The sequence below is a fragment of the Methylomagnum ishizawai genome, from assembly GCF_900155475.1.
GTDB lineage: Bacteria > Pseudomonadota > Gammaproteobacteria > Methylococcales > Methylococcaceae > Methylomagnum > Methylomagnum ishizawai_A.
Window position 1 is genome coordinate 4,198,992 of the sequence record NZ_FXAM01000001.1, and the last position, 26,442, is coordinate 4,225,433.

Below are 26,442 nucleotides of genomic sequence, written 5' to 3' on the forward strand. Positions count from 1 at the left end.
TAGGGTAATCCGCCGGGCCCAAAGGATCGCCCCACCCCCCCTGCATTCCCGGCTTGGATCGACCCTTGTTCACTTGGAACTCCGGAGGATATTCCCATGCTCGCCACGATTCTTAGCGAACTGAACCACCGCTCGGAAGCCATCCTGGTTTCCAGCGTACTGTCGAACGACGGGCTGGCCCTGGCCAGCGTCGCTTCCAGCGCGTCTTCCCCCGCCATCGACGAGGACAACCTGGGCGCGATGAGTTCGGCCCTCATGGCCCTGGGCCACAAAACCGCGGCGGAACTGGTGGGCGACGGACTCGGCCAAGTCCTGGTCGCGGGCAAGGCCGGTTCCGTGCTGATGACCCAGGCCGGTCCCGAAGCCATCCTGACCGTGGTCTGCAAACCGGAAGCCGAGTCGGGCGCCATCCTCGGCCATATGCAGCGGGCGGCCAACGATATCGAAGCCCTGGTTTCGGCCCGCCGCGCCTGAACCCCCGCCCAGCAAACCGGCGCATTCCCCCCAAGCGCCATTCCGGCCCCTCGATGCCGGTGATACCACCCCCCCGTTAGGCCCGCGGCGCGGGCCATTTTATTGGCCGTCCCTCCGCTATAAGCGGCATTGATATAGCCAAACAGCATCAATGTATCGCTATTTATTCTTTCATCGCATAAAAACCGCCTGCTACAGTTCGCCGCATCTACCGCCACCGCCCCCGATACCACCATGCTGAAGCAACGCGGCGTCCTGCCCGGTTTTTCCATCACCCTGGGATTCACGGTGCTATACCTGAGCCTCATCGTGCTGATTCCCCTGTCCGCCACCTTCCTCAAGGCCGGCACGCTGGGCTGGTCCGGTTTCTGGTCGGTCATCACCGAGCCACGGGTCTTGGCCTCTTATAAGCTGACCTTCGGCGCCTCGCTGGCCGGGGCGCTCATCAACGCCGTGTTCGGGTTGTTGGTGGCCTGGGTGCTGGTGCGCTACGACTTTTTCGGCAAGAAGCTCATCGACGCCCTGGTGGACCTGCCCTTCGCCCTGCCCACCGCCGTGGCCGGTATTTCGCTGGCGACGCTGTATTCCAACAAGGGCTGGATCGGGAGCCTGACCCAACCCCTGGGCCTCAAGATCGCCTACACCCCGCTGGGCGTGGTCCTCGCCCTGACCTTCATCGGCCTGCCCTTCGTGGTGCGCACGGTGCAGCCGATCCTGGAGGATTTCGAGGCCGAATTGGAAGAAGCCGCCGCCAGCCTGGGCGCGAGCCGCTGGCAGACCTTCCGGCTGGTGATCTTCCCGGCCCTGCTGCCGGCCCTGCTGACCGGCTTCGCCCTGGCCTTCGCCCGGGCGGTCGGGGAATACGGCTCGGTCATCTTCATCGCGGGCAATATCCCCCTGGTGTCGGAAATCACTCCCCTGCTCATCATCACCAAGCTGGAGCAATACGACTACGCCGGGGCCACCGCGCTGGCCGTGTCCATGCTGGTGGTTTCCTTCACCCTGCTGCTCGGCATCAACGCCTTGCAGCGCTGGAGCCAACTGCGCCGCACCTGATCCGCCCGTTTCCCGAGGATTCCCCCATGTCCGCGCTCGTCCTGCCCGCTTCCGCCAACCCCGCCGCCCACCGCACCCGGGGCGAACCCGCCTGGGTCCGCTGGCTCCTGACCGCGACCGCCTTGCTGTTCCTGGTCGGCTTTTTGTTCATGCCGCTGGCCGTGGTGTTCAGCCAAGCCCTGGCCAAGGGTTGGTCCACCTATTGGCACGCGCTCGGTGACCGCAACGCCCTGGCCGCCGTCCGCCTGACCCTGATCGCCGCCTTCATCTCCGTGCCCTTGAACCTGGTGTTCGGCATCACCGCCGCCTGGTGCGTCGCCAAGTTCGAGTTCACCGGCAAAAGCCTGCTCATCACCCTGATCGACCTGCCGTTCTCGGTGTCGCCGGTGGTGTCGGGCTTGATCTATGTGCTGTTGTTCGGCTTGCAGGGTTGGATGGGGCCGTGGTTGCAGGACCACGATATCAAGCTGATTTTCGCCGTACCCGGCATCGTGCTGGCCACGATCTTCGTGACTTTCCCCTTCGTGGCCCGCGAATTGATCCCGCTGATGCAGGCGCAGGGTAGCGAGGAAGAAGAAGCCGCCATCGTGCTGGGAGCTTCGGGCTGGCAGACGTTTTGGCACGTGACCCTGCCCAATATCAAATGGGGCTTACTGTATGGGGTGATCCTTTGCAACGCCCGTGCGATGGGCGAATTCGGCGCGGTGTCGGTGGTATCGGGCCATATCCGCGGCTTGACCAACACCATCCCGCTGCATGTCGAAATCCTCTACAACGAATACAACACCGCCGCCGCCTTCGCCGTGGCCTCGCTGCTGGCGCTGCTGGCCTTGGTGACGCTGGCCGCGAAGACCTTCCTGGAATGGCATCTGCGCCACGAAATCCACCGCACCTGAACCGCTCCACACCCTCCCACGGAAAGCCACCGCCCATGAGCATCGAAATCCGCGACATCCACAAAGCCTTTGGCCGCTTCAAGGCGCTCAAGAACGTCAACCTGGAAATCGCCGGCGGCGAATTGGTCGCCCTGCTCGGTCCTTCCGGCTGCGGCAAGACCACCTTGCTGCGCATCATCGCCGGGCTGGAAACCCCGGATGCCGGTGCCATCCTGTTCCACGGCGAGGATGCCACCGACCGCCATGTGCGGGACCGGGAAGTCGGCTTCGTGTTCCAGCACTACGCGCTGTTCCGGCACATGACCGTGTTCGAGAACATCGCCTTCGGCCTTAGGGTCCGACCCAAGGAGACGCGGCCTTCCGAAGAAGAAATCCGCGCCAAGGTGCATAAGCTCCTGGACCTGGTGCAATTAGATTGGCTGGCCGAACGCTATCCGGCCCAGTTGTCGGGTGGCCAGCGCCAACGCATCGCCCTGGCCCGCGCCCTGGCGGTGGAACCCAAGGTGTTACTGCTGGACGAACCGTTCGGCGCTTTGGACGCCAAGGTCCGCAAGGAACTGCGGCGCTGGCTGCGCCGCCTGCACGACGAATTGCACGTCACCAGCGTGTTCGTGACCCACGACCAGGAGGAGGCGCTGGAAGTGGCCGACCGGGTGGTGGTGCTGAACGAGGGCCGGATCGAACAGATCGGCACGCCCGAGGCAGTCTACGACCATCCCGCCACGCCCTTCGTCTACCAATTCCTGGGTGATGTGAACCTGTTCCATGGCCGGGTCCACGACGGCCACGCCAAGATCGGCGAGGCCCAGCTCGCCTTGCCGGGCGACCCGGAACACCGGGATTCGGCGGTGTTCTACGCCCGCCCGCACGAAATCGACATCCTCCGGGACAACCCCGGCCAGAGCGCCATCCCCGCCACCGTGCTGGATATCCGGCCCCTGGGCGCGACCGTCCGCATCGAACTGGAACGCGACGACGGCCACGGCATCGTGGAGGTGGAACTCGCCAGGGACCGCTACAACCGCGAGGAATTGGGCCGGGGCAGCCGGGTTTATCTACAACCCCGCCGCCTGCGGCTGTTCGCCGACCGGGACGGGACCGTCCCCACCGACAAGGCGGCGTAAAGCTCCGTTCAAACAAAACGGCTACAATCCGCGTTCCTCAACCACACCTCGGATCATCCATGAGCGCAATCACTATTGAACACCAGCCCAGCGAAGCCCGTTTGAAGGAACTGGGCGTCGGCCACTGGCCGATCTGGGAAAAGGAAGCCTCGGAATTCCCGCTGGATTTCGACGAAACCGAAACCGCCTATGTGCTGGAAGGCGAGATTATCGTGACACCCGTGGGCGGCGAGCCGGTACGGATCGTGCCGGGCGACTTGGTGGTGTTCCCGGAAGGGCTGGAAACCGATTGGCAGGTGGTTAAGCCCTTGCGCAAGCATTACCGCCACGGCTGATCCCGGCTGGGCAATGAAAAAGGCGTCCTGGGGGACGCCTTTTTTATTTCTGGGGAGGTTGTTGGGCGGAACCGTTCTGCCCAGCCCGCACGCCCCCGGAATCAGGTCCCGAAAGCGTAGTCCGATAACGCGGTCGACGCGGTGCCCTGCAAGGTTCCAACCAGGGTAAGTTCCGTAGCACTGACCGTGGCGTCGGCGGCGGACGAGACGAACTTGAAAAGGGCGCTGTCCACCCCGTTATCGACGACGAACAATCCGGCGTAGCTCTTGGCGTAGGCGCTGGTCGCGGAACCGATCACCGCCGCCGCGCTGGTCGCCGTGATGGCTCCCACGATATTGCCGGTGACGACGACCAGTTCATTGCTGGGCGCGAACCCTCCGGGGCTAGTCGTCAACTTAGCGGCATCGATCACGCCGTCCTTGTCGCCGAGGGCCAGGCCGGTGGTGAGATCGTTGATCAGTAGCAAGTCGGTTCCCGACAGGAAATCCTTCACGATATCGATCCCGCCACTCACAGTTCCGAATTTGAACAGATCAGCACCGCCGCCCCCGGTCAAAGTATCCGCGCCCGCACCACCATCCAAGATGTTATCACCTTCATTCCCGGCCAAAATGTTGCCGAGGCTGTTGCCGGTAGCAACAAGATTTCCCGCGCCCGCCACCAACGTCAGGTTCTCGACGTTGGCGGACAGGGTATAGCCGACGTAACTGAACACCAAATCCGTACCTGCGCCGCTGGACTCCGTCACAGTATCGCCCGCGCCGTCCACGGTGTAGCTGTCGTTGCCCGCGCCCCCGGCCATGGAGTCGGCTCCGCCGCCACCGTCCAGGGCATTGTTGCCGGCATTGCCGGTCAAGGTGTTGTTGAGCGCGTTGCCGGTACCGTTGATCGATGCCGTGCCGGTCAGGGTCAGTTTCTCCAGGTCCGCTCCGAGGATGAAATCGACGGCGCTCTGGACCAAGTCGGTGCCTTCACCGGCGTTCTCGGCCACAGTATCGCCCAAGGCATCCACCACATAGGTATCGTTGCCAGCCCCACCACCCAGGGCGTCAACTCCCGCACCACCATCCAAGACGTTGTTCCCGGCATTGCCGGTAAGCGCGTTGTCCAAAGCGTTGCCAGCACCGTTGATCGCTGCCGTACCGGTCAGAATCAAGTTCTCGATATTAGCGGAAAGGGTATAGGCGACGCCGCTACGCACCGTATCCGTGCCCCCGTCAGGATTCTCGGACACCACGTCGGTGGTCGCATCCACCATGTAGGTATCATCGCCAGTACCGCCGTAGAGTTTGTCTGCGCCCGCCCCGCCATCCAGGATATCGTTCCCCGCAGCACCGGCCAGGGTGTTGGCGGTGGAATTGCCGGTAAGCGCGTTGTCCAGGTCGTTGCCAGTACCGGAGGGTGCCGTGCCGGTCAGGATCAGGTTCTCGACATCGGCGACCAGGGTGTAAACGATACCGCTGCGCACCATGTCCAAGCCTTCCCCTGGATTCTCGGACACCACGTCGGCGGTTGAATCAACCATATAGGTGTCATCGCCGATATCGCCGTACATCACGTCCCCACCTATTCCGCCGTCCAGGGTGTCGTTGCCTTCAGCCCCAGTCAGGGTATTGGCGACGGAATTGCCGGTGAGCATGTTATTCAAACTGCTGCCGATGCCGCTGAACGCCGCTGCGCCAGTCAGCGTCAGATTTTCAATATTATCCTCGTCCCATAATTGATAATCGATGGAGGACTGTACGGTGTCGATACCTTCGTCGATCTCCTCTAAGAGAGTGTCATCGGTATTGTCCACCACATAAGTATCGTTGCCCAGCCCACCCAGCAGAATGTCGGCACCCACACCGCCATTGAGGACGTTGTTGGCGGCGTTGCCTTCGATATAGTTATCCAGGGAATTGCCGGTGCCGTTGATAGTGGCCGTACCGACCAGGTACAACTCCTCCAGATTGGCCCCTAGGACCCAAGAGGCATCAGACATCACCACATCCCAGTCGCCACTGCCGGTTTCCGTGATCGTGTCGCCAACACCAACATAGTAGACATCGTCACCAGCCCCCCCAGTCAAAGTGTTGGCGGCGGCATTGCCCACGAGTTGATTGTTCAGGCTATTACCGGTGCCTTTGATCGCCGCCGTGCCGATCAAGACCAAGCGCTCTACGTTGTCGCCCAGGGTATAGGTCTGGTTGGTTTCCACGGTATCCCAACCCGAGTTGGCATATTCGACCACGCTATCGCCCGCCCCGACGACATAGGTATCATTGCCCCACCCCCCGTACAGCCAATTGGCGGCGCTGTTGCCAACCAGTCGATTGCCCAGCGCATTGCCGGTACCGCTGATGGCGGCGGTACCCGTCAGAATCAGGTTCTCGACATTGTCTCCCAGGCTATAGCCCGCCGAGCTATAAACCGTGTCCACACCCTCGCCAGGATTTTCGATGGCCTTGTCGTTGGAATCGTCCGCCCAATAAGTGTCGTCGCCCACGCCCCCGGCCATGCGGTCATTCGCGGTGCCGCCATCCAGGACATCGTTGCCGTCCCCACCATTCAATTGGTCGCTTCCACCCGCACCCGAGAGCGTGTCATTGCCTCCCAACCCGTTCATCACGTCCATGCCGGCGGTGCCCACCAAGCTATCGTTGCCCGCGCTCCCATCGATCAAATTGAACACCAAATCACCGGGCAAGACGACGCTGCCATCGCCGAACTCGATCCGTTCGATCAAGGTGCCGCCCGGAGCATAAAAATCCTCGACCGTCACTTTGGCCCCGTCCGTGTCCGCCTGGCAAATCAAGTCGTCGCCGGAACGGGTAAAGTCCACCATCGACTTGGGACGCTCGAAACGCAGGATATCAGTTTCCCCGGCCTCGGCGGCAGTACTGGCGATCCGGGTATTCGTCGGCACATAGGCGGAAACCAAGACAATGTCATTGCCAAGGCCAGGATCGATCCGGTCATGACCCCGGCTAGCGACGATGGTGTCGTTGCCCAGCCCCCCGGAAATGATGTTGTCCCCGTCGTTGCCGTAGAGAGCGTTGTCAGCATCGTTGCCCACAAGATCGGCGGCGGCGCTCCCCGAGAGGCGGCCCACCTCCAGACCCAGCCCCAATGTGAAACCGCCGTCGGACACCACCGTATCCATACCCTCGCCGACTTGCTCTACCGCCTCGTCGCCGACACCCAGGATATAAGTGTCGTCCCCGGCACCGCCGCCCAGGCGGTTGGGAGCCGGGTTCTGCGATCCGTCGAGGCGATTGTTGGCGGAGTTACCGGTGCCCATGTCGTCGCCTGTTCCATTCAGGACCAGATTCTCCAGGTTATCGGGGAGGCTATAAGAAAATTGGCTATAGACGGTATCGGTACCCACGGTGTCCACGACCACATCGCCAGTATTGTCGAGGCGGTAGGTATCGTCGCCGCCATAACCAACCATGGTATCGGCCCCGGCCCGGCCATCCAGGGTGTTGTTGCCATCGTTGCCTGTCAGGCTGTTATTCAGGGCGTTGCCGGTACCACTGGAACCGTAAGGGCTAGGATCGAAAACCAAGTTTTCCAGATTGTCTGCCAGCGTAAAGCTATTCGTGCTATGGACGGTATCGATGCCGCCATCGGCCAGTTCGACGAGAGTGTCGGACACGCCGGGGTAGTACACATCATTGCCGGTCCCACCCACCAGGGTGTCGCTGCCACCATAGCCGTAGAGGGTGTCGTCACCACCGAGACCATAAAGTGAATTTTGGTTTTGGTTGCCTTTGATGACGTTGTTCAGCGCGTTGCCGGTGGCGTTGAGCGCCAGGCTTTTAGATGCCAGGGTGAGATTGTCCAGATTATCCATCAAGGTCCAGTCCACGGAACTGATGACATCGTCCTGGCTGGAGCCGGAATAGACCTTGTCCCCCGGGTTGTCGACGTAGAACGTACCGCCATAGGCCCAATCGTTGAAAACGGCATGGCGGATCATGGTGTCCGCACCCGTTCCGCCATCGAAAACGGCCACATCCCAGCCTTCGATGAGATTATCCAGGGAATTCCCGGTGATGCGGGCCTGGGCGTTGTAGGTATTACTCGTTCGTATGGTCAGGTTTTCAATATTATCGGGAAGTCCATAACCTAGACGCACGTAGTTCCAGTTGACCACGATGGTATCGTCGCCCTGGCCGGGCGCTTCCGTCACATTGGAAGAGCTATACGAGGAGTAGTTGAAGGTCAAATCGTAAACATCATCGCCCGCACCGCCAGACAGGGTGTTATAGCCCTCGCCGTCGGCCAAGCTATCGTTACCCGTTCCACCCAGCAAAGTGTCGTTGCCTGCCTCACCGTAGAGGCTGTCCCCCGTGGCATTGGCCGTCAAATTGTTATTCAGGCTGTTACCGACCAAGGCGAGGCCCAGATACCCGGTACCGGTCAGGTTCTCGATGTTGGCCGGGAGGTTGAAGGAAATCGAACTGAGAACCGTATCAACGCCCTGATTGGCTCCCTCGACGAGGGCATCGCCAGTGTGGTCCACCGTATAGGTATCGTTGCCTGCCGTGCCGATCATGGTATCGGCAGTCGCGACCGGAATATGGGCCTGGATAGCGGCAACATCCCATACCGTGCCATCGCCGAATTCCAGGTATTCGATCTGGCTGTCGGTGGCGGCGAAGTGCTTGACGATCTGCAAAATGGACGTGCCTTGATCCACCACGATGAACAAATCGTCGCTCTGCCGAGCCAAGATCACGTCGGCGGGCATAATGCCATCCAATTGGATAGAGTCGATGCCGGATTCTTCGGTGATGCGGTCCTGGCCATCGCCCCGTGTGAACACATAGATGTCATCGCCGGAACCGCCGTAGAGTTGGTCATTGCCGGTCCCGCCCCGAAGTGCATCGTTGCCTTCGTAGCCCTGGAGGATATCGTTTCCGGCCAAGCCGTCGAGGCTGTCGTCCCAGTGGAATCCCCTCAAATTATCGGCCTGTGGGGTGGCGGTAGTGAAAAAGGACTTAAGCTTGTCAATATCCCATACCGTTCCGTCGGCGAATACGAATTGCTCCACCCGATAACGGCCATCGTCGAACCGCAGATAGTCTTTGAATTCCAGATAGTCCGACAATCCACCTATTTGTTTCACAGTGAGTATTAAATCGTTCCGAGTATCATCCCAACCCACCGAGATATCACCGGGCTGGATACCCGCCCCGAACAGCACCTTGTCCGAGCCGGAAGCGGTTTCATAGAGGGTATCCATGCCATAGCCCCGACCGAAGATATAGGTATCGTCGCCATCGCCGCCGTATAACTGATCGTTACCTGTGCCACCATCAAGAGTATCGTTATCTTCATAGCCGAAGAGTACATCGCTCCCGCCCTGGCCGGTGACGAGGTTAGCCCCGGCATCGCCCACCAGTTGATCGGATTGATTAGTCCCTAGCAGATAAGTCGCCAGCAGGGCTGGAGCCTCCCAAACCGTCCCATCAGCGAAGGCGACCCGCTCGATTTGGTAATTGCTGCTGAAAGCAAACAACCAATTGGCTAGGGTAAGCCGATCGGTACCGCCGCCGAGGCTGAGATAGAGATTCGTGCCGTCCCCGGTCACGGCCACATCGGCGGGCAAGACCCCCACCGCCATCAAAACGGTATCGCTGTTACCATGCGCCGGATCGTAATCATAAACGGTATCCTGGCCGGAACCGGGTCCGAACAGGTAGGTGTCGTTGCCCGACCCGCCGTTCAAGTTGTCATCGCCCACGCCACCGTCGAGAGTATCGTCGCCGCCCATCCCATAGATAGCGTCATTGCCACCCAAGGCCAGTATCCGTTCGCCGTAGTCGGTGCCGGTAAACACATCGTTGCCATTTCCCAATTGGCTGGTCAGGTGGTTGGCGATGTCGGTGGCATCCCACAGGACACCGTCACCGAACTCGATACTTTCGAGGAAGGCGTCCTGGAAATAGCCGGTCACGGTGACTTGGTCCGCCGTGCCGTCGAACGCGACCAGGAGATCGTCTCCCGCTCGAGACAATATGGCATTCGTGGAGTTCAGGCCCGCGCCGAACCGGATAAAATTGCCAGTGGATACTTGGGGTTGGGCGGAGGATGTCCCCGCGCTTAAAAGGGCGGGACTGTTGGTGGACACCTGGGATTGGGCTGAGGGCTCCCCCAGGCTTGAAGGTGCGGAACTACTGGCGATCCCTTGGGGGGAGGATTGGGATGGGACTTGTACGCCGACGATAACATCGTGGCCGTCACCCTTAGCGTAGTAAAGACCGTTGCCATGGCCCGCGAAGTAATAGATATCATCGCCGGTACCGCCGACATAGTGGTAGTGTTCCAGGCCGGTATTGGCGATATCGTTCCCTGCGGTACCGACCCAATTCCCGGAGTGCTGGCCGAGGTAAGGTCCACCCCCCTGGGCCATCGCGAGTTGATCTAGGATGAACTCGAACGGGGTCTGGTTACCCCTGCCATCGATCAGATAACCCAGGTTGGCTCCCAAGCCCCCCTCGATGAACACGATGGCGTCACTGGTCTGGATACGGAGGTAGGGACCGGACACGGGGTACGAATAAGTGGATACCGCACTGTTGGTGCTACCGTCGAAACCATATTCGATGGGATCGGGAGACGTACCGCCAAAATTGACGATGCTGAACGCGATACCAACGGTCGGATTGGTACTGCCAGCCCCATGGGAATTACCCAGATCGACGCCGGACCCGGCGAGTATCAAGGTGTTGGCACCATCGTGGTCTTGGATCAGCGCCGACCCGGACACGATTTTGTAGGTATCGGCCCCTCCCCCGCCATAGTAATAGTCGTTGCCGCCATTGCCTTCCAACCAGTCGTCCCCGTCCCCCGCACGCAAGGAGTCGTCGCCCGCTCCGGCGATCAACCGGTCGTCGCCCGCTCCGCCATCCAGGCTGTTGGAGCCGTCGACGTCTTCGAGATCGTCGTTGCCATCCCCACCAGACAGGACGTCGTTGCCGCCGCTACCATAAAGGGTATCGTCGTCACCGTCGCCGAACAATACGTCGTCACCGTCGCCGCTATCGAGCAGGTCGGCCCCGTCGCCACCTTGCAATTGGTCGTTATGCAAGCCGCCCGCCAAAGTGTCATCACCCGTGTCGCCAAACAGCACATCGTCGCCATCCCCGCCGTCGAGCAGATCGACCCCGTCGCCACCTTGCAACTGATCGTTACCCAGGCTCCCCGCCAAAGTGTCATCTCCCATATCGCCGAGCAGCACATCGTCGCCGTCCCCGCCATCAAGTTGGTCGGCCCCGTCGCCGCCCACCGCCTGGTCATTGCCCAGGCCACCACTCAATATGTCGTTACCGATGCCACCGCCCAAAATGTCGTTACCGCCGCCGCCGTCGAGTCGATCGTCGCCGTCGTCGCTCACCAGTATGTCTGTGCCATCCCCGCCGTATAGGATGTCGTTGCCCATGTCACCATACAGAGTGTCGTCGCCTTCACCACCATCGAGACTGTCGTCGCCCTCGACACCGAAAAGGATGTCATCGCCCTCGCCACCGGACAGGGCATCGTTGCCCGCGTCGGCCTCGAGCCGGTCCGCGCCGTCGCCGCCCTCCAAAACATCGTCGCCCTCATAACCACGTAGGTAGTCGTCGCCCGCGCCACCATCGAGGGCATCGTCGCCCCGGTAATCGACCGCGACATCATCGCTATCGCCGAATAAACGGTCGTCGCCCGCGCCGCCTTTCAGTACGTCGTTGCCCCCGCCCCCCGTGATATCGTCCTTGCCGTCGCCGCCGTCGAGGTAGTCGTCGCCATGGTATTGGGAGGGTAAGCCGGAATTGGAGTCGCCATAACCGCCGTCGCCAATCATCTTGTCATCGCCGGCCCCACCGTACAGGATATCGTTACCGCCGTCGCCATATAGAGAATCGTTGCCGTCACCACCGTCCAAATAGTCGTCGCCATGATTTTGCGAGGTGACATAGAGGTAGAGTGTATTGCCCACGGCTTCCTGGACCTCCAAGCTACCGGGTGGCAAGGGCGGGAATAGGTCCACCGCCTGGATTCCCAGTGTTTCAGAGATAGGGTCCAGGATGATGTCGCGCACAATGCCGCCACGGGAACCATCGCCGATTATGAGGTCGTTACCCTTCCCACCCAGGAGAATATCGCCGCCACTACCACCATCGATAACATCGCCGCCGTCGCCGCCGTCCACATAGTCGTCTCCCGGACCGGCCAGGGCTTCGTCGTTCCCCGCGCCGGCTTCGATATGGTCGTCGGAGTTTTCATCCGGCAAAGTAATCGAAGTGTAACCCCACGCGCTCTGCCAACTTACGACACCCTCATTGATATATACGCCCCAAGAAACCGGGTCCGATGGATTAACGCCAAAGTTAAACGAATTACCAAAATAAACTACCAGATCGGCATCGCCGAAAATGTAATCGCTCCCATCGCCGCCCCGGACAGTGTCGGCTCCGGCACAGCCGTTCAAGAAGTCGTTACCGTTGCCGCCTTCCAGGTAGTCGTCTTCCACCCCGCCGTCCAGGTAGTCGTTGCCCTCGCCGCCGTAGAGTCCGTCGTTGCCTTCGCGGGCCATCAGGGCGTCGTTGCCGTCCTGGCCTTCGAGCCGGTCTTCGCCCGGTCCGCAAAGCAGTTTGTTGTTATTTGCGTCGCCAGTATTTTTATAGTTGTCAACACCGGTACCGGTAGAAATGTTGTTGAGGGCTATATACGCCACGGGAGCCGGTTGCAAAGTGATCCCGAACTCGCCGTTCATAAAGTCGTTGAGGACGACCTTGAAGGCGGGATCATTGAGGCTGGTGATGGTGAGGACACCGTGGCTATCGGCAGGGATCGCCCCGGAATCGTCGATCTCGCCAGAGAATTTGTAAATAAATTCACCATCGCCGCCGCTGCATTCGCCCCGCTTGCCGGTAGGACTGGCGGGAATATTGCCCCCTAGGGGGGCGTCTTTGCCATCGGCCCGCCGATAGAAGAGCTGGCCGTTGCCGTCGCCGTCGTGTTTGTCGCCGCCGTAGTCGATGATGTAGTCGGAACCAGCGTTCTCGCCTTGTTTGAAGATGTAACGGTCTTGGCCAGGGCCGCCGTAGAGCCGGTCGTTGTCTGGGCCACCGTAGAGGGTGTCGTCGCCTTTCCCACCATCCAAAGTATCGTTGCCCTTACCGCCTGTCAGTTTATTATTACCATCATTGCCGATAATATCATCGTTACCATCGCCGCTCTTGGCATCTTCGATATAGTTATTATCATAAATCGCCCCAGTAGGATTATAGGCGATGGCGATATAGTGCCTGTTCGATACGGCCTTTTCTTTTGTCCAGCTAAACCTGCCAGGTTCGAGGTTGATATGGACCCCTACGGTTTGGTCACTGGCATCGATAGTGTCATTTTCGCCATCCGCGTCCCAGATGGTATAGGCGGCGTTGGTGATGGTTGTGTTGTCATCTATTTTTTGCTCGTTGAATTTATAAATATCTTCATCGTCACTACCCGTAGTGGGGTTGGCACCATAGAGCTTTTGGACCGCTGCGATGTCGAATAGCATAGGTGTGCTGGGCAGCCAACCCTTCGGTAAACGCTCATCTTTTTGATAATCATTCTGAACGCTTCCAAACATCACGGAATATAGCTTAACGCTTAAATTATCTGGATTATGATATAATTCTGGATAATCCGTAAGGAATTTATAATATGGCTTATTATCTTCTGGACCAGATTTTATTGGATGCTTTAACCCAAAAGCATGCCCCAACTCATGCAGTATAACATAATACCCTATCTGTCCCGGGTCAGCCTGTTGATTTTCAGTACCTAACCTATTACCACCTACATCTTCGTTATTAAGCATAATATCCCCATCAGGGGAATTTGGACCAACCCCACTTACCGTAAATGCACGATGCTGGTCCTTTGCATTAAAACCAACCTGAAAAATAGAAATATTAGCGATGCTACTGTTTTCTACAACAATAATTTTCGCCACCGCGCCCCATGCCTTAACTGCACTATCCACAGCTGTTTTCTGGTTTTTAGATAAAAGATTGATTGTGTCAATTTTTGCATTAGCAATTTGACTAAAATAATCCTCTTTTGAAAGACCAATATAACCATTATATAACGAAAGATCATAATTAAATGTATAACTAAAATTTAAGGGCGAACTAGGCGCTTTATACCCATTCCAATATCCATCAATCAAAAATGACTCTATGCTTTCAAATTTATCGCTCATAGTCATTATCCTCAATGTTATTTATACAATTTATATTGCGTGGCACACACATCCATTTATCCAAATTAATCATTTGGATAATTTTTTCTTTAAAACTTGCTAATTGGCCAGCAAAGCTTACACGCTTATATCGACCATTAGCTTCCAAGGAAATAGCATATCCAGAACCATCATGCCCACCAATCTCATAATTATCTGAGAGATCGAAAAAATCTATCTTCTCACCAGAGGAATACACGCTTGGCCTAGGAATGGATTTGAATTCAGCTAGTAAAGCCCGAACATCTTCATGACTAATCTTGGAATAATGATCACCTATTGCCCCTCGTCCACTACCAGGCTTGCCAAAAAAATGCACGGTCCCGTCAGAATAGATTTCCACCTTATAGCCAACTACCACATCATTTTCGGTAAGGCTTTCCAAGGTAATAATTGGATGCTCCCGCCTGGTAATCGCAGGTGCCAGGGAAATAACTGCTGGCTGAATACATTTAAAAATAAGTTGCAAATCTTTTAATTCGCTTTGATTTATTTTAGAGTAGTAATTCCCTGGAAAATGATCAAAATGCATAGTGCCATCAGCATATATTTCTAAATTACTTAAACTACAATATTTAACATCAAGCTTTTTCAAAGCAATCACTAGCGACTCACCCTGAAGGATCTTGGGTGCCATTTTTGATTCAACAAGAAGATTAAGTGCTTTTACCGCCTCATCCCGCTCCACTTCTGTCCTTGCCTTATTTATTGCCTCGCGATATATTTTATTGATAGCCTGAATTTGTTTTTCAACCGTTGAGCATTCCCGTCTTAATATACTAGATAACACCTTAAAATCCGCCAACGGAATACGCGCGTAATGCCTACCTACCCCGACTTCTTGATCCTCCGGCCTATCCGGTCGGCCCAGAAACTCAACGGTGCCATCGGAATAAATCTCCAATGAATAACTAACATAGTGTTCGCCTAGCCGGAGCATTTCTATTTGGAACTCGGGAGCCTGTTCCAAAACGATGTCCGGCGGTTTCTCCGTAGTTGCTTGGGGCTTGGAATCTTGTGCCATAGCCATGCAGCTATAAAACAATCCAGCCGATACTACAAAAGCCCTGACCAACAAACCGAATCTAGGCATCAAAACTAACAAAGCGATATTTTCTTCAGCTTCCGTTATATAACCCATAACAATTACCCTTTGCGCGATGATTTATTCATGCCCATGGAATAAATACCTTACCCATATACTGATGAAGCATTGAGTTGGACGAATGCCACCCTGCCAATCCCAGCGGCCTTCGTCCCCGGCAATCCATCGCCCACAAATGAAACAGCCCGCGTAGGTCCGATTAGCGGCAGCGTAATCGGACGGTTTTCAATCATCACCCGCCACCGAGATGCTCCCATCGCCGCACCAATCCATGGGATAAATATCCTTCTCCACATACCGATGGAATGTCGAATAAAGCCATTCCGAAACCCGCCGCACCCAACCGTGCTTGAGCGGGTTCATATGCACGTAATCCACATGGCGTTCATAATCGGCGTCGTCGCGGATCGCATGTTCCCAATAATGCCGCTGCCATATGCCGCGCTCCCCCGCCGCTTGGCGGACTTCGGAACGGCGTTCGGTTTTCGGGCGTGCCCTCGAAAACCCGCTTTTGATCAACCGCCAACGGGTGCTGAAATCGCTGTCCCCCGGCGGCAGGGTCCAAATGCAATGCAGGTGTTCAGGCAAGACAACCCAGGCATTTATTTGGAAAGGGTGGTGGTCCCTCACATTCTTCACCGTGACAGGTAACAAATCGATTTCGCTCACTAGCAAGTGATTACCACGCCTCTGCAACAAGTTCACGGTGAAAAACCAAGTGCCGCCAGGGATGAACGCACGTCGATAATTGGGCATATCTTATTCTTCAATTCATACGTCCGATTACGCTGCGCTAATCGCACCTACGCGGGCTATCTCCTTCAATTACCCCTTCGATAGCTTGTCGCTTTGTGCTACTCATTTCCATAGTCCTATAGTTACCATTAATACCAAACGTGACAACGGTCATGTTTACGATATGAAGGCGGAAAACAGACCCACCGTTTAAAATCCACTGTTTTCAGGATCAAATCAGGCAGAATTTTTAAAGCCTTTTCATTCCTATAATTAAAAACAACACTTTTCTTTCTACCATTACTATTAATAGTTATTCGCTCTGGCGGCGATGAGTCACTATCGCCAAACCCACTAATATAGCTATTATTTAGATCAAAAAACTTATAATCATCGAACGCCTTCACTAAGGCGTGAAGTTGCTTTTTATTGATCTGACTATAGCGATGGCCTTGCGTGTAAACACCTTCGCCACCACCTAAATAATGCACCCTTCCACTTGAAAATACCTCAACAACAACATTAAATAACCCTAGAAACATTATACCGCCTTCACTTTCATAAATAATCACTGGCCTATCTTTTGCGATAGCACTATCTTGCCAAGCAAACAAAATAGCCATGCACATAAGCATATAAACCCAAAAATTCCATATATTATTAAAACAATATGTTAACCAGCTTGAGGCACAGTAGCGCATCCACCCGCGCCAAATACGGATTACACTAGTTATTTTTTCAAATTCACCATTCATAGCTATCTTCCTTCAGTTTTTAAGCCAATAAATTCATCTAAACAAACCAGCCCACGTAGGGCGGAATAGCCGGTACTCCGGCGTATTCCGCCGCATGGTCGGTATTCCACATTCGGCGGAATACGCGAGTACGCTATTCCGCGCCCTACGGCCCTGGAACAGGCGCCACCATCCCCAAACATCCCAACCCGGCCAGGATAGCGAACACCATTGGCTTAAATACCCCGAACCCAGGCCGATCCCACCCCATAATTTGGTCAAATCAGCCGATTCCCGCTTAAGATGGTTGACCAGGACCAATCTTGCGCTTTTTTGCGCTAGCTTGTATGTAGGCATAGGCTAATTTTTTTGTAGGATTTTCCCTACAAGGCGAAGATATCCGACTCATAACCCATACGTCTGCTGAGCCCCGATCCGGCCAGGCATAAAAAAAGCGTCCCCCAGGACGCCTTTTAGAAATCCGGCGGATTCCTCCGCCATACGCAACATATCAAACCGGAAACACCACTATCATTCCCATATCGCCCCCGCGAAACTATTGCGGATCGTCTCGTCATAGGTAATCAACCCCGCACCACCGGCAATCGCCTGGGCCACGATCAATCGGTCGAACGGATCGCGGGTCCAGGTCAGGGTCAAGGCGATCCGGGCCACATCGTGGAATGCCTCGTCGGCGGGCCTCAAGGAAAACACCGGCTCCAGCGCTCCCAATACCCGCGCCGGCGGCACCCGTACCCGGCCAATCTCGTGCAAATAGCCCAGTTCCAATTCCACCATCGGCGAATAGCGTAACACGGCCCCGTCCAGCAATCCGCGCACCCGTGGCGGCCATGCCCGATCCGTATCTTGGAACAACCACAGCACAATATGCGTGTCGAGGTGAACCCATGGCGTCATGGCGATTCCCCCGGCGGTTCCCGCAAACGGGCCTCCCAATCGTCCCGCCACGCCGCTTCGTCCCAAGGCGAAAACCCGGCCAAATCAGCGGACGGGCCAACGACGGCATCACGTTGCGGCTGGAAACGCGCCAAGCGCGGCGCGGGTTCGGCCCGGCTGATCACGAAACGGGTGCTTTTCAGCTCGATTTCCACCGGCTCGCCCGTGGCCTCGATCCCATGCAGCACCTCGAAAAGCTGCTTGCGCAGCTGGGTTGCGCTAATCGCCATGATGTACGCTCCTGTCGTTTATGGATGTACGCTGATCCTAGCACATCGAACCCGGACCATGGCCCCAATAAAAAAGGCGTCCCCTGGGACGCCTTTTTCCATAGCCGCCAATAAACCCCACTCAAACCGGAAACACCACCAACTCCTGCCCGGCCTTGAGCGGGGTCTTGGGATTCAGCCCGTTCCATTCGGCCAGCTTGAGTTCCGGCACGCCATGGCGCTTGGCCAGGATCGACAGCGTTTCGCCTTTCTTCACCACCACCGTCCGCATGGCGAACACCTTGGTCCCCGCCAGGTTCCCGGCCAAAGCCTCGGCCTTCTCCTTGGGCATCAGCAAATGATAGGTCTGGGGCGGCGGCGGCGCTTCCGGCTTGAACGCCGGGTTGAGGCGGTAGAACTCCTCCGGGGCCATCCCCGCCGCCGCTGCCACCTCGGCGATCTTCACCTCGGGACCGATCTCGACCCGCGCCAGATAGGCTTGCGGTCCGGCCTTCCGCGTCTTGAAGCCATGGGCTTCGGGGTTGCCGACCGCATGGGCCAGGGTCAGGATTTTCAGCACATAGGCTTCGGTCTCGGCGGGCAGGTCCAACTCCCAGAACGTGCCGGTGCCACCCGCCTTGCGGTTGGACTCGATGGCCCGGCCCACCGCGCCTTCGCCAGCGTTGTAGGCCGCCAAGGCCAGCAGCCAATCGCCGCCGAATAGGCCGCTGAGGTGTTTCAGATATTTCAGCGCGGCGCGGGTCGCGGCGTGGATGTCGTAGCGGCCATCGTAGCCCTCGGTGATGGTGAGCCCGTATTGCGCCCCGGTGCTGGGGATGAACTGCCAGATGCCCGCCGCCTGCTTGGGCGAGAGCGCCCCGGTCTCGAACGCGCTCTCGACCATGGGCACCAGGATCATGTCGTGGGGCAATCCCTGCCGGTCGATTTCCTCAAGAAGGTACTGGAGGTAGGGTTCGGCACGCTTCATCAGGAAATCGACGGCCCCCGGATGGCCGCGCAGGGCTTCGAGCTGGGTGGCGACGGCCTCGTGTTCGACGCCGGCCAGGACCAGGTTGCCGCGCACGCTGTCCCAGGCGTCGCGGGACGTGGCTTTATGGCCTTTACGGGGGGCCGCCGTACTGGCGATGATCTTAACGCCGCCCGGCGCTTTCGCCATGGCACCGGCGGGAGCCTGGGGCTGGGAAGACGGCGGGGCGGAGGATTTCGGGAACCTGAGCGGCCCGGTCCCGGAATGGGCGGCTTGCCGTTTACGCGACAGGATGTTTTCGATAATGGCGGCGGTCGAGAAGGCGGAGGAAAGTTCGGGCAGGGTGGCGGCGTAGGTGTCGGTGACGGGACCGCCGCGGCGGGAGGGTCCGATATGGAACACCCGCTTGATCTCGCCGAGCTTGGCCGCGTCCCTGATCGGGGGATCGACCCGTCCCTGATGGGCGCAGCCGCCGAACAAGGCCGGCACCGCCAGGGAAAACACCATATGCCGAATCGTTTGGGGCAGGAACCTGGGCTTGCGCCAGCCCCGCCGCGGGTCGAATAATTTACTGGTCGTTTTTTTCATCAAGACACCTCGCTGATCGCGGAATCCCCTGGGGAATGGATACTGGCCAAGCCCCCGGATTTTGCCATCCCACAACGCAAAACGCCGGGAAAAACCCGGCGTTCGACGGCATTCCGAATGAATGGCTTATTTCTTGCCCGCCTTCAGGAAGGCGATCAAGGCGTCCACCGCTTGATCCTGGGTCAGGCCGGCGCTCTTGACCGGACCCATGGCCATGATCTGGTCCATCGCCTTGGGCATGGCGTTGCGGCCATTGACCAGCACGGCGGTGAATTCTTCCTTGCTCAGCTTGTTGACGCTCTCGAACAGGTTCGGGTTCGGCTGAACGTCATGACAAGTGCCGCAACCCCGGCCAAAGGCACGCTCGTAGATCTTCTTGCCGATTTCGGCGGGCTCCTCGGCGAACGCGGAACCCGCGAACACGACACCAGCCACCAGCAGCATGCCCTTCAAGGATTGATTGATCTTCATGGTCTCATTCCATTTGTTATTTAAAGAAAGAATTCATTATTCGACCCCCGCCTCCCAAGGATTGGCCCCGAGGCATGGCAAGCCGGGCAAAAATTATTTCAAACAAGTGGGAGTGCAACAAGGCCGAATTGAGGATTTCGCCGGTTTTTGGCATCATCGGTGGATATCCTTGACGATGGACGCGGCCAAGGGAGTTCCCGGACCATGACAGCGCACTCCCGGCCCGCCGGCCGGACCCCCGGCTTCCCCCGCCGCCGATAACCCCAAGTATCCCCCTATGCAAAGCACCGATCCTCCGCCCGGAACCGGCGGAACCCGACTCAGCTTGCACCGTATTTTTGTTTATTCCAAGCCACCGACCCCAAACACCATGATGGACAACAACAGCAGATTCCTGGGCTTGTTCACCGCCACCCTGTTGCTGGCCGCCTGCGCCAGCAATTCCCCATCCCCCGGCAAAGGCACGGCCTCGATCAAGATCGAGCGCGAGCACCTGGCCCACGCCCCGCGCCATCCCGGCTTGATCGCCCCCCGCGAACCCTTGCCGCCGGGCGAGCATAGCGTGGACGAGGTGTTGGAGAGCTTCGCGCCCTACGCGGTCAGCCAGCTCCGGCCCTATTTCCAGGAAGCCGGGGTGGCCTATCCGCCCAGCGAACTGGCCTTGGTCGGGCTGAAGCGGGAAAGGAAGCTGGAGGTCTGGGCCAAGGATTGGAACCATCCCGGATTCCGCTTCATCCGCGCCTACGACATCCAGGCGGCGAGCGGCGTCACCGGACCCAAGCTCAGGAAGGGCGACCGGCAGGTGCCCGAGGGGGTTTACCGCATCACCCGGCTGAACCCCAACAGCAACTACCACCTGTCGATGAAGCTGAATTATCCCAACGAGTACGATTTGTTCCACGCCAACGAGGAAGGCCGGGAAGAGCCGGGTTCGGATATTTTCATCCACGGCAAGGCGGTGTCGGCGGGTTGCCTCGCCATGGGCGACGCGGCCATCGAAGAATTGTTCGTGCTGGCGGCCCATGTGGGCACCGACAATATCAAGGTGGTGATCGCCCCGCACGATCCCAGGATCGCCCCGTTGGACCCGGACCAGCCCGGCCTGCCCGGTTGGACCGACGAGCTGTACGAGGAAATCACCGGGGAAATCCTGGCGCTCTCCCACAGCGGGCCGGCCAAGGCCGCCAAGAACAATCCGGTCAAGGTCTCCAGCAACCGGCCCGATCCCGCCGCCAACCGCAAGGTCCGCTGATCCCACATCCGGGAGCGGCCTTCGGGCCGGGGGCTTGTCCAAGCCCACCCGGCCCGAAGGCTACCAAGTGCCTCATTTGGCCGGCACCTCGGCCAGCAAGCTTTGTAGATGGATCCAGGCGATGGTTTTCAGGTATTTCCATACCGCGGCCATCGTGTGTTCATTCAATTCGCGTTCGATCATCGCGTCGCGCATGACACCGCCCTCTCTGGGTTCCGTTATCCGGCCCGGCCCCGTGGGACCATGGCCGGTGGACCGGGCGGAGTGTGGCTCGAAAAGTTGCTGCTGGCTATGGATCATCGCTGCCGCTCCACGGGTATTTGACGCGGCGGCAGCTTAAACCATCCATTAGCGCCTTCGCCACAGCTTCCGCCCTGGCTCCGATCCGCCCGGGATTGGGCCGACAGCCATTGCCCCGTCCTCCAAGCCGGAGCGCCAAGGCTTTTTCGCGCTTGGGGCCGTTATCGCCCGCCCATCCATAACTGTATTATCGGCGGGGCGATGGCTTTCCTAAGCCCACCCGCGTTCAAGCCCAGCCCGCGAGCGGCGGCGGCGACCTGCTAGAATGCCTCCAGCCCCGACACCGCCATTCCCGGCCCGCCGCGACCCTTGGCGCCCCTTCCACTCCCTACCACCGACCCTACCATGAACGATAACGAAGTCATCCTCGACCGGCGAACCTGGGATCGGTTCGTCACGGTCGTCAAGAACCTCAAATCCTCCGGGATCGGCCGCCAAGCCGCCCTGATGTTCGGCCTGCTATTCCTGCTGCTGCTGGGCGTCAACGGCCTGAACGTGCTGAGCAGCTACGTGGGCCGCGACTTCATGACCGCCATCGAACACCGCGACACCCAGGATTTCGTCGCTCAGGCCTTCGTCTATGTCGGCGTGTTCGCCCTGGCCACGGCGGTGGCGGTCCTCTACCGCTACACCGAGGAACGGCTGGGCCTCCTCTGGCGCGAATGGCTGACCCGGCGGCTGGTCGGCTTCTACCTGGAACATCCCACCTATTACCGCCTCAACGACCGGCTGGCGGAAAACGGCGAAGTCCACAACCCCGACCAACGCATCGCCGAGGACGTGAAAGCCTTCACCACCACCACCCTGTCCTTCGCCCTGATGCTGCTCAACAGCGCCTTCACCGTGCTGGCGTTCTCCGGGGTGATGTGGAGCATCAGCCCCGTGCTGTTCGCGGTGACAGTGTTGTATTCACTGTTCGGCTCTTATATGACCTTCGTGCTGGGGCGGCCCTTGGTCGGCTTCAACTACGCCCAGTTCGACAAGGAAGCCACCTTCCGCTCCGACCTCATCCATGTGCGCGAGAACGCCGAATCCATCGCCATCCTGCGCCGCGAGGGCCGGGTCAAGGGCCGCATCCTGCGCCATTTCGACGAAGTGGTCGCCAATTTCCGCAAGATCATCACCATCAACCGCAACCTGGGCTTCTTCACCACCGGCTACAACTCCATGGTGCAGATCATCCCGGCCCTGGTGGTGGCCCCGATGTTCATGCGCGGCGAGGCCGAGTTCGGCGTCATCACCCAGGCGGCGATGGCCTTCGCCCACTTGCTGGGCGCGTTCTCGCTGGTGGTGACCCAGTTCCAGTCGATCTCCTCGTTCGCGGCGGTCATCGCCCGCCTGGGCGCACTGGCCGAGGCCATGGAGCAGGCGCGGACGCCCCGGCTCTGCGCCATCGAAACCCACGCCGACGGCGGCCATCTGGGCTACGAACACCTGACCTTGCGCGCCCAGAACAACCACGGCCATGTCTTGGTCGAGGATTTGTCCATCGACATCCCGGAAGGACGGCGGGTCTTGGTCACGGGACCGGACCACGGCGCCAGTGTGGCCTTGTTCCGCGCCACCGGGGGCTTATGGGACTTGGGGGCGGGCTGTGTGGCGCATCCGGGGCTGGACCAAATGATGTTCCTGCCGGAGCGGCCTTATCTACCGCCCGGAACCCTGCGCGAATCGCTGCTGCGCACCGGCCAGGAACACGCGGTCGATGACCGCCAGATCATGGCCGTATTGGAGGCGCTGCGCCTGGAAGCCCTGGTCGAGCGGGCGGGCGGGCTGGATGTCGAACAACAATGGGGCAGCCTGTTGTCGCTGGCGGAACAGCAATGGGTGGCCTTCGCCCGGCTGTTCATCGCCGCGCCCCGGTTCGCCCTGCTGGACCGGCTAGGCTCGGCCCTGGACGCCGAGCAGATCGCCCGGCTGCTGGCGATGCTGGACGAGCGCGGCATCACCTATCTCCATTTCGCCCCGCCCGGCGAACCCCGGCAAGCCTACGATGCCGTGTTGGAACTCTCGGGCACGGGACCGTGGACCTGGACCTTGCTCCGGCCCGAACCGTCTTAACCCGTAGGGTGTCTAGCCGCTGCCCTTTCCCTACCACCCCCCGACCGTTTGAACCGCCCATGTCCACCGCACTCGCCTTGCAAGCCGAACTCCCCGGATTCGATCCCCTCGCCGCCCTCGGCCTGATCCGCGCCGAAGCCGATTGGATCGGGCTGCGCTATTCCCAGGAAACCAGCCACCGCCGCACCGCCCGCAATGGCCGTTCCGAGCAAAACTCGGTGTCCATCGAACGCGGCGCGATGGTCGAAGCCCTGGTCGATGGGCAAATCGCCTACGCCGGCACCAGCGACCTATCCGCCACGGGCATCGTCCGCGCCGCCCGCCGCGCCGCCGCCTTGGCCCGCGCCTCGGCCCGCCACAAGCTATTCGGCTATTCCGAAGCCCAACGCCCCCCAGCCCAAGGCCGCTACCACAGCCCGCGCCGGATCGACCTCGCCGCCGCCGACCTCGCCGAATTCACCGCCCGCCTGATCGAAGCCACCCGGCGCTTGCAGGTTTCCGACCGCATCGTCACCGCCACCGCCGAGGCCAATCTGGTCGAGACCGAACTGCGCTATGTGTCCTCCAACGGTAGCGATATCAGCCAAAGTTTCCTGATGGCCGGCCAGAACTTCGTCGCCATCGCCCAGGACGGCGGCGCAACCCAGCAACGCTCGCTCAACGGCCCGACCGCCCGCTGCTGGCAAGCCGGGGCGGAAGCCTACGACTGGGACCGGCTCTACGACGAATGCGAACGGGTGGGCCGGGAAGCCTTGGCACTGCTGGATGCCCAGGACTGCCCCAACGAAACCTTGGACCTGATCCTGGCCCCGGACCAAATGCTGCTGCAAATCCATGAGTCGGTAGGCCATCCCTTGGAACTCGACCGCATCCTCGGCGACGAGCGCAATTACGCGGGCTGGAGCTTCGTCAAGCCGGAGGATTTCGGCCAGTTGCGCTATGGCTCGGCGCTGATGAACATCGTTTTCGATCCCGGTTTGGCGGGCCAATTCGCCGCCTATGCCTACGACGACGGTGGCGCTCCGGCCCGGCGCGAATATCTCATCCAGGATGGGCTGCTGCTGCGCGGCCTGGGCGGCTTGGAAAGCCAAGCCCGTTCCGGCCTGCCCGGCGTTGCCAATTTCCGCTCGGCCAGTTGGAACCGCGCCCCCATCGACCGCATGGCCAATATCAACCTGGAACCGGGCGCGTCCTCGCTGGAAGCCATGATCGCTTCGGTCGAACGCGGCATCTACATGGAAGCCAACCGCTCCTGGTCCATCGACGATTACCGCAACAAATTCCAATTCGGCTGCGAATACGCCCGTTTGATCGAGGATGGGCGCTTGGCCCAGGTCGTCAAGAACCCGAACTACCGCGGCATCAGCGTGCCGTTCTGGCGTTCGCTCACGGCGGTGGGCAACCCGGAGGAATTCCGCGCCTATGGCACGCCCTATTGCGGCAAGGGCGAACCCAACCAAATCATCCGGGTCGGCCATGCCTCGCCGCCCTGTTTATTCGCCAATGTGGAAGTGTTCGGAGGTGACGCATGAATTTTACCGAGCAAACCCACGCCCTGTTCGACCGGCTGGCCGAGGGCGCTTTCGCCGGACTCCAGACCGGCGAGGAACTCAACCTCAACCTGGGCGCGGAGGCGCAGACCTATCTGCGCTTCAACGATTCCAAGGTGCGGCAGGCCACCGACGTGGCGCAGCGCCATCTGTCGCTGAACTTCCAAGCCCATGGCCGTCGGCTGGTACTGGGCTTCGACCTGTCGGGCCAAGTGGCGCAGGACGCGGCCACCCTCGGTTCCCTCGTCGCCCGCGCCCGTGCCGAAACCCGCGTCCTGCCGGAAGACCCGTTCTTGGTGCCGATGGCGAACCACGGCGGCAGCACCCACCAGCATCCCGGCGACTGGCCGGACCCCGCCACCGCCATCGACCAGATCGCCGGACTCACGGCGGGCACCGATTTCACCGGCTTCTTCGCGATGGGGCCGCAAATCCGCGCCACCCGCAATTCGCTGGGGCAGAACCATTGGTTCGCGACCGAATCCTTCTTCCTGGATTATTCGCTCTACACCGTGAACGCCGCCGGGGAAAACAAGGCGGTGAAAGGCTTGTACGCCGACCGGACCTGGCAGGCGGAACGCTGCGCCGCCAGCGTGGCCGGGAGCCGCGCCCGGCTGGAACTGTTGCGCCGCGATAGCCGCGCCTTGCCGCCCGGCGGCTACCGGGTTTATTTCGCACCCGCCGCCGTGGCCGAATTGGTGGGGATGTTTTCCTGGGGCGCGGTCAGCTATGGCGCGTGGAAGAAAGGCGATTCGGCCCTACGCAAGCTGGTGGAGGGCGAAGCGGAACTGTCGCCGCTGTTCAATCTGGCGGAGAACTTCGACCTGGGCCTCAGCCCGCGTTTCAACAGCTTGGGCGAAACGGCCCCGGCCCGGCTCCCGGTGATCGAGCGCGGCCAGTTGCGCAACCTCCTGGTCAGCGCCCGTTCCGCCCAGGAATACGGCGCGGTATCCAATGCCGCCGAACCGGAAGGCTGGAGCGGCGAATTTCTGCGCTCGCCGGAAGTCGGGGCGGGCGATTTACCGGAAGCCGAAGCGCTGAAAGCCCTGGACACCGGCCTTTATATCGGCAACCTGCATTATCTCAATTGGAGCGACACCCAGAACGCCCGCGTCACCGGCATGACCCGCTATGCCTGCTTCTGGGTGGAAGGCGGCGAAATCGTCGCGCCGATCCGGGATTTGCGCTTCGATGAAAGCCTGTACCGGGTATTCGGCCCGGAACTCCTGGCCCTGACCCGCGAGGCCGAGACCCAGGTGAACATCGACACCTATGGGCGACGGGCCTTGGGCGGGTGCCGGGTGCCGGGGGCGTTGGTGGGCGATTTCCGTTTCACCCTGTGAAC

Annotated in this window: 18 protein-coding genes; 9 read left to right on the plus strand and 9 right to left on the minus strand. The window is 59.4% G+C overall.

Annotated elements, in window-relative coordinates; translation table 11 throughout:
* Positions 1-96 precede the first annotated feature (96 nt).
* The 5 genes from B9N93_RS18895 (at position 97) to B9N93_RS18915 (ending at position 3,885) form a co-directional block, all read left to right on the plus strand.
* Entirely contained in the window at positions 97-474 is a 378-nt protein-coding gene (locus tag B9N93_RS18895) for a roadblock/LC7 domain-containing protein (RefSeq protein WP_085215775.1), read from the plus strand.
* Positions 475-711: 237 nt separating this feature from the next.
* The gene (gene cysT / locus B9N93_RS18900; RefSeq protein ID WP_217807370.1) at positions 712-1,530 is read left to right on the plus strand and encodes a sulfate ABC transporter permease subunit CysT; all 819 of its coding nucleotides are present in this window, start codon (positions 712-714) and stop codon (positions 1,528-1,530) included.
* Between the two features lie 26 nt (positions 1,531-1,556).
* On the plus strand, positions 1,557-2,426 hold the full coding sequence (gene cysW, locus B9N93_RS18905) for a sulfate ABC transporter permease subunit CysW (RefSeq protein WP_085215777.1): 870 nt from the start codon (positions 1,557-1,559) through the stop codon (positions 2,424-2,426).
* A gap of 35 nt (positions 2,427-2,461) precedes the next feature.
* The gene (locus B9N93_RS18910; protein WP_085215778.1) at positions 2,462-3,550 is read left to right on the plus strand and encodes a sulfate/molybdate ABC transporter ATP-binding protein; all 1,089 of its coding nucleotides are present in this window, start codon (positions 2,462-2,464) and stop codon (positions 3,548-3,550) included.
* A 59-nt stretch (positions 3,551-3,609) separates the two neighbouring features.
* On the plus strand, positions 3,610-3,885 hold the full coding sequence (locus B9N93_RS18915; protein WP_085215779.1) for a cupin domain-containing protein: 276 nt from the start codon (positions 3,610-3,612) through the stop codon (positions 3,883-3,885).
* 101 nt (positions 3,886-3,986) lie between these two features.
* Here the strand turns inward: B9N93_RS18915 and B9N93_RS26470 are convergent, their stop codons facing one another.
* The 8 genes from B9N93_RS26470 to B9N93_RS18945 all read right to left on the minus strand — a co-directional run bounded on the left by B9N93_RS26470 (position 3,987) and on the right by B9N93_RS18945 (position 19,934).
* On the minus strand, positions 3,987-14,108 hold the full coding sequence (locus B9N93_RS26470) for a calcium-binding protein (protein WP_254899434.1): 10,122 nt from the start codon (positions 14,106-14,108) through the stop codon (positions 3,987-3,989).
* Positions 14,098-15,288 (minus strand): DUF6438 domain-containing protein, encoded by a 1,191-nt coding sequence (locus B9N93_RS24950; protein ID WP_125469061.1) that lies wholly within the window; start codon positions 15,286-15,288, stop codon positions 14,098-14,100. Before B9N93_RS24950 ends, B9N93_RS26470 begins: the two co-directional genes overlap by 11 nt.
* Positions 15,289-15,477: 189 nt before the next feature.
* Positions 15,478-16,008, minus strand: a complete 531-nt coding sequence (locus B9N93_RS18925; RefSeq protein WP_085215781.1) for an REP-associated tyrosine transposase — start codon at positions 16,006-16,008, stop codon at positions 15,478-15,480.
* A gap of 128 nt (positions 16,009-16,136) precedes the next feature.
* Complete coding sequence (locus tag B9N93_RS24955) at positions 16,137-16,742, minus strand: DUF6438 domain-containing protein (RefSeq protein ID WP_125469062.1); 606 nt, start codon at positions 16,740-16,742, stop codon at positions 16,137-16,139.
* 510 nt (positions 16,743-17,252) lie between these two features.
* Entirely contained in the window at positions 17,253-17,639 is a 387-nt protein-coding gene (locus tag B9N93_RS18930) for a type II toxin-antitoxin system VapC family toxin (RefSeq protein WP_085215782.1), read from the minus strand.
* The gene (locus B9N93_RS18935) at positions 17,636-17,908 is read right to left on the minus strand and encodes a hypothetical protein (RefSeq protein WP_085215783.1); all 273 of its coding nucleotides are present in this window, start codon (positions 17,906-17,908) and stop codon (positions 17,636-17,638) included. The genes B9N93_RS18930 and B9N93_RS18935 overlap by 4 nt, the downstream gene beginning before the upstream one ends.
* A gap of 121 nt (positions 17,909-18,029) precedes the next feature.
* Positions 18,030-19,463 (minus strand): transglycosylase SLT domain-containing protein, encoded by a 1,434-nt coding sequence (locus B9N93_RS18940; RefSeq protein WP_085215784.1) that lies wholly within the window; start codon positions 19,461-19,463, stop codon positions 18,030-18,032.
* Between the two features lie 126 nt (positions 19,464-19,589).
* Positions 19,590-19,934: a c-type cytochrome gene (locus tag B9N93_RS18945; protein ID WP_254899435.1), complete on the minus strand. Its 345-nt coding sequence runs from the start codon at positions 19,932-19,934 to the stop codon at positions 19,590-19,592.
* Positions 19,935-20,304: 370 nt separating this feature from the next.
* Between B9N93_RS18945 and B9N93_RS18950 the strand changes: the two genes are divergently transcribed.
* Positions 20,305-21,186: a L,D-transpeptidase family protein gene (locus B9N93_RS18950; RefSeq protein ID WP_125469063.1), complete on the plus strand. Its 882-nt coding sequence runs from the start codon at positions 20,305-20,307 to the stop codon at positions 21,184-21,186.
* 72 nt (positions 21,187-21,258) lie between these two features.
* On the opposite strand, the gene B9N93_RS26475 is transcribed toward B9N93_RS18950, so the two are convergent.
* Positions 21,259-21,381: a hypothetical protein gene (locus tag B9N93_RS26475; protein WP_254899436.1), complete on the minus strand. Its 123-nt coding sequence runs from the start codon at positions 21,379-21,381 to the stop codon at positions 21,259-21,261.
* Positions 21,382-21,831: 450 nt separating this feature from the next.
* Here B9N93_RS26475 and B9N93_RS18955 point away from each other — a divergent pair, with 450 nt between their 5' ends.
* From B9N93_RS18955 to B9N93_RS18965, 3 genes are read left to right on the plus strand one after another with little or no spacing between them, the layout of a single operon-like run.
* Positions 21,832-23,547 (plus strand): ABC transporter ATP-binding protein/permease, encoded by a 1,716-nt coding sequence (locus B9N93_RS18955; protein WP_085215785.1) that lies wholly within the window; start codon positions 21,832-21,834, stop codon positions 23,545-23,547.
* A gap of 59 nt (positions 23,548-23,606) precedes the next feature.
* A complete protein-coding gene (locus B9N93_RS18960; RefSeq protein WP_085215786.1) occupies positions 23,607-25,079 on the plus strand; it encodes a TldD/PmbA family protein in 1,473 nt (490 codons plus the stop codon).
* Positions 25,076-26,440, plus strand: a complete 1,365-nt coding sequence (locus B9N93_RS18965) for a TldD/PmbA family protein (protein WP_085215787.1) — start codon at positions 25,076-25,078, stop codon at positions 26,438-26,440. Before B9N93_RS18960 ends, B9N93_RS18965 begins: the two co-directional genes overlap by 4 nt.
* Positions 26,441-26,442: the final 2 nt, after the last annotated feature.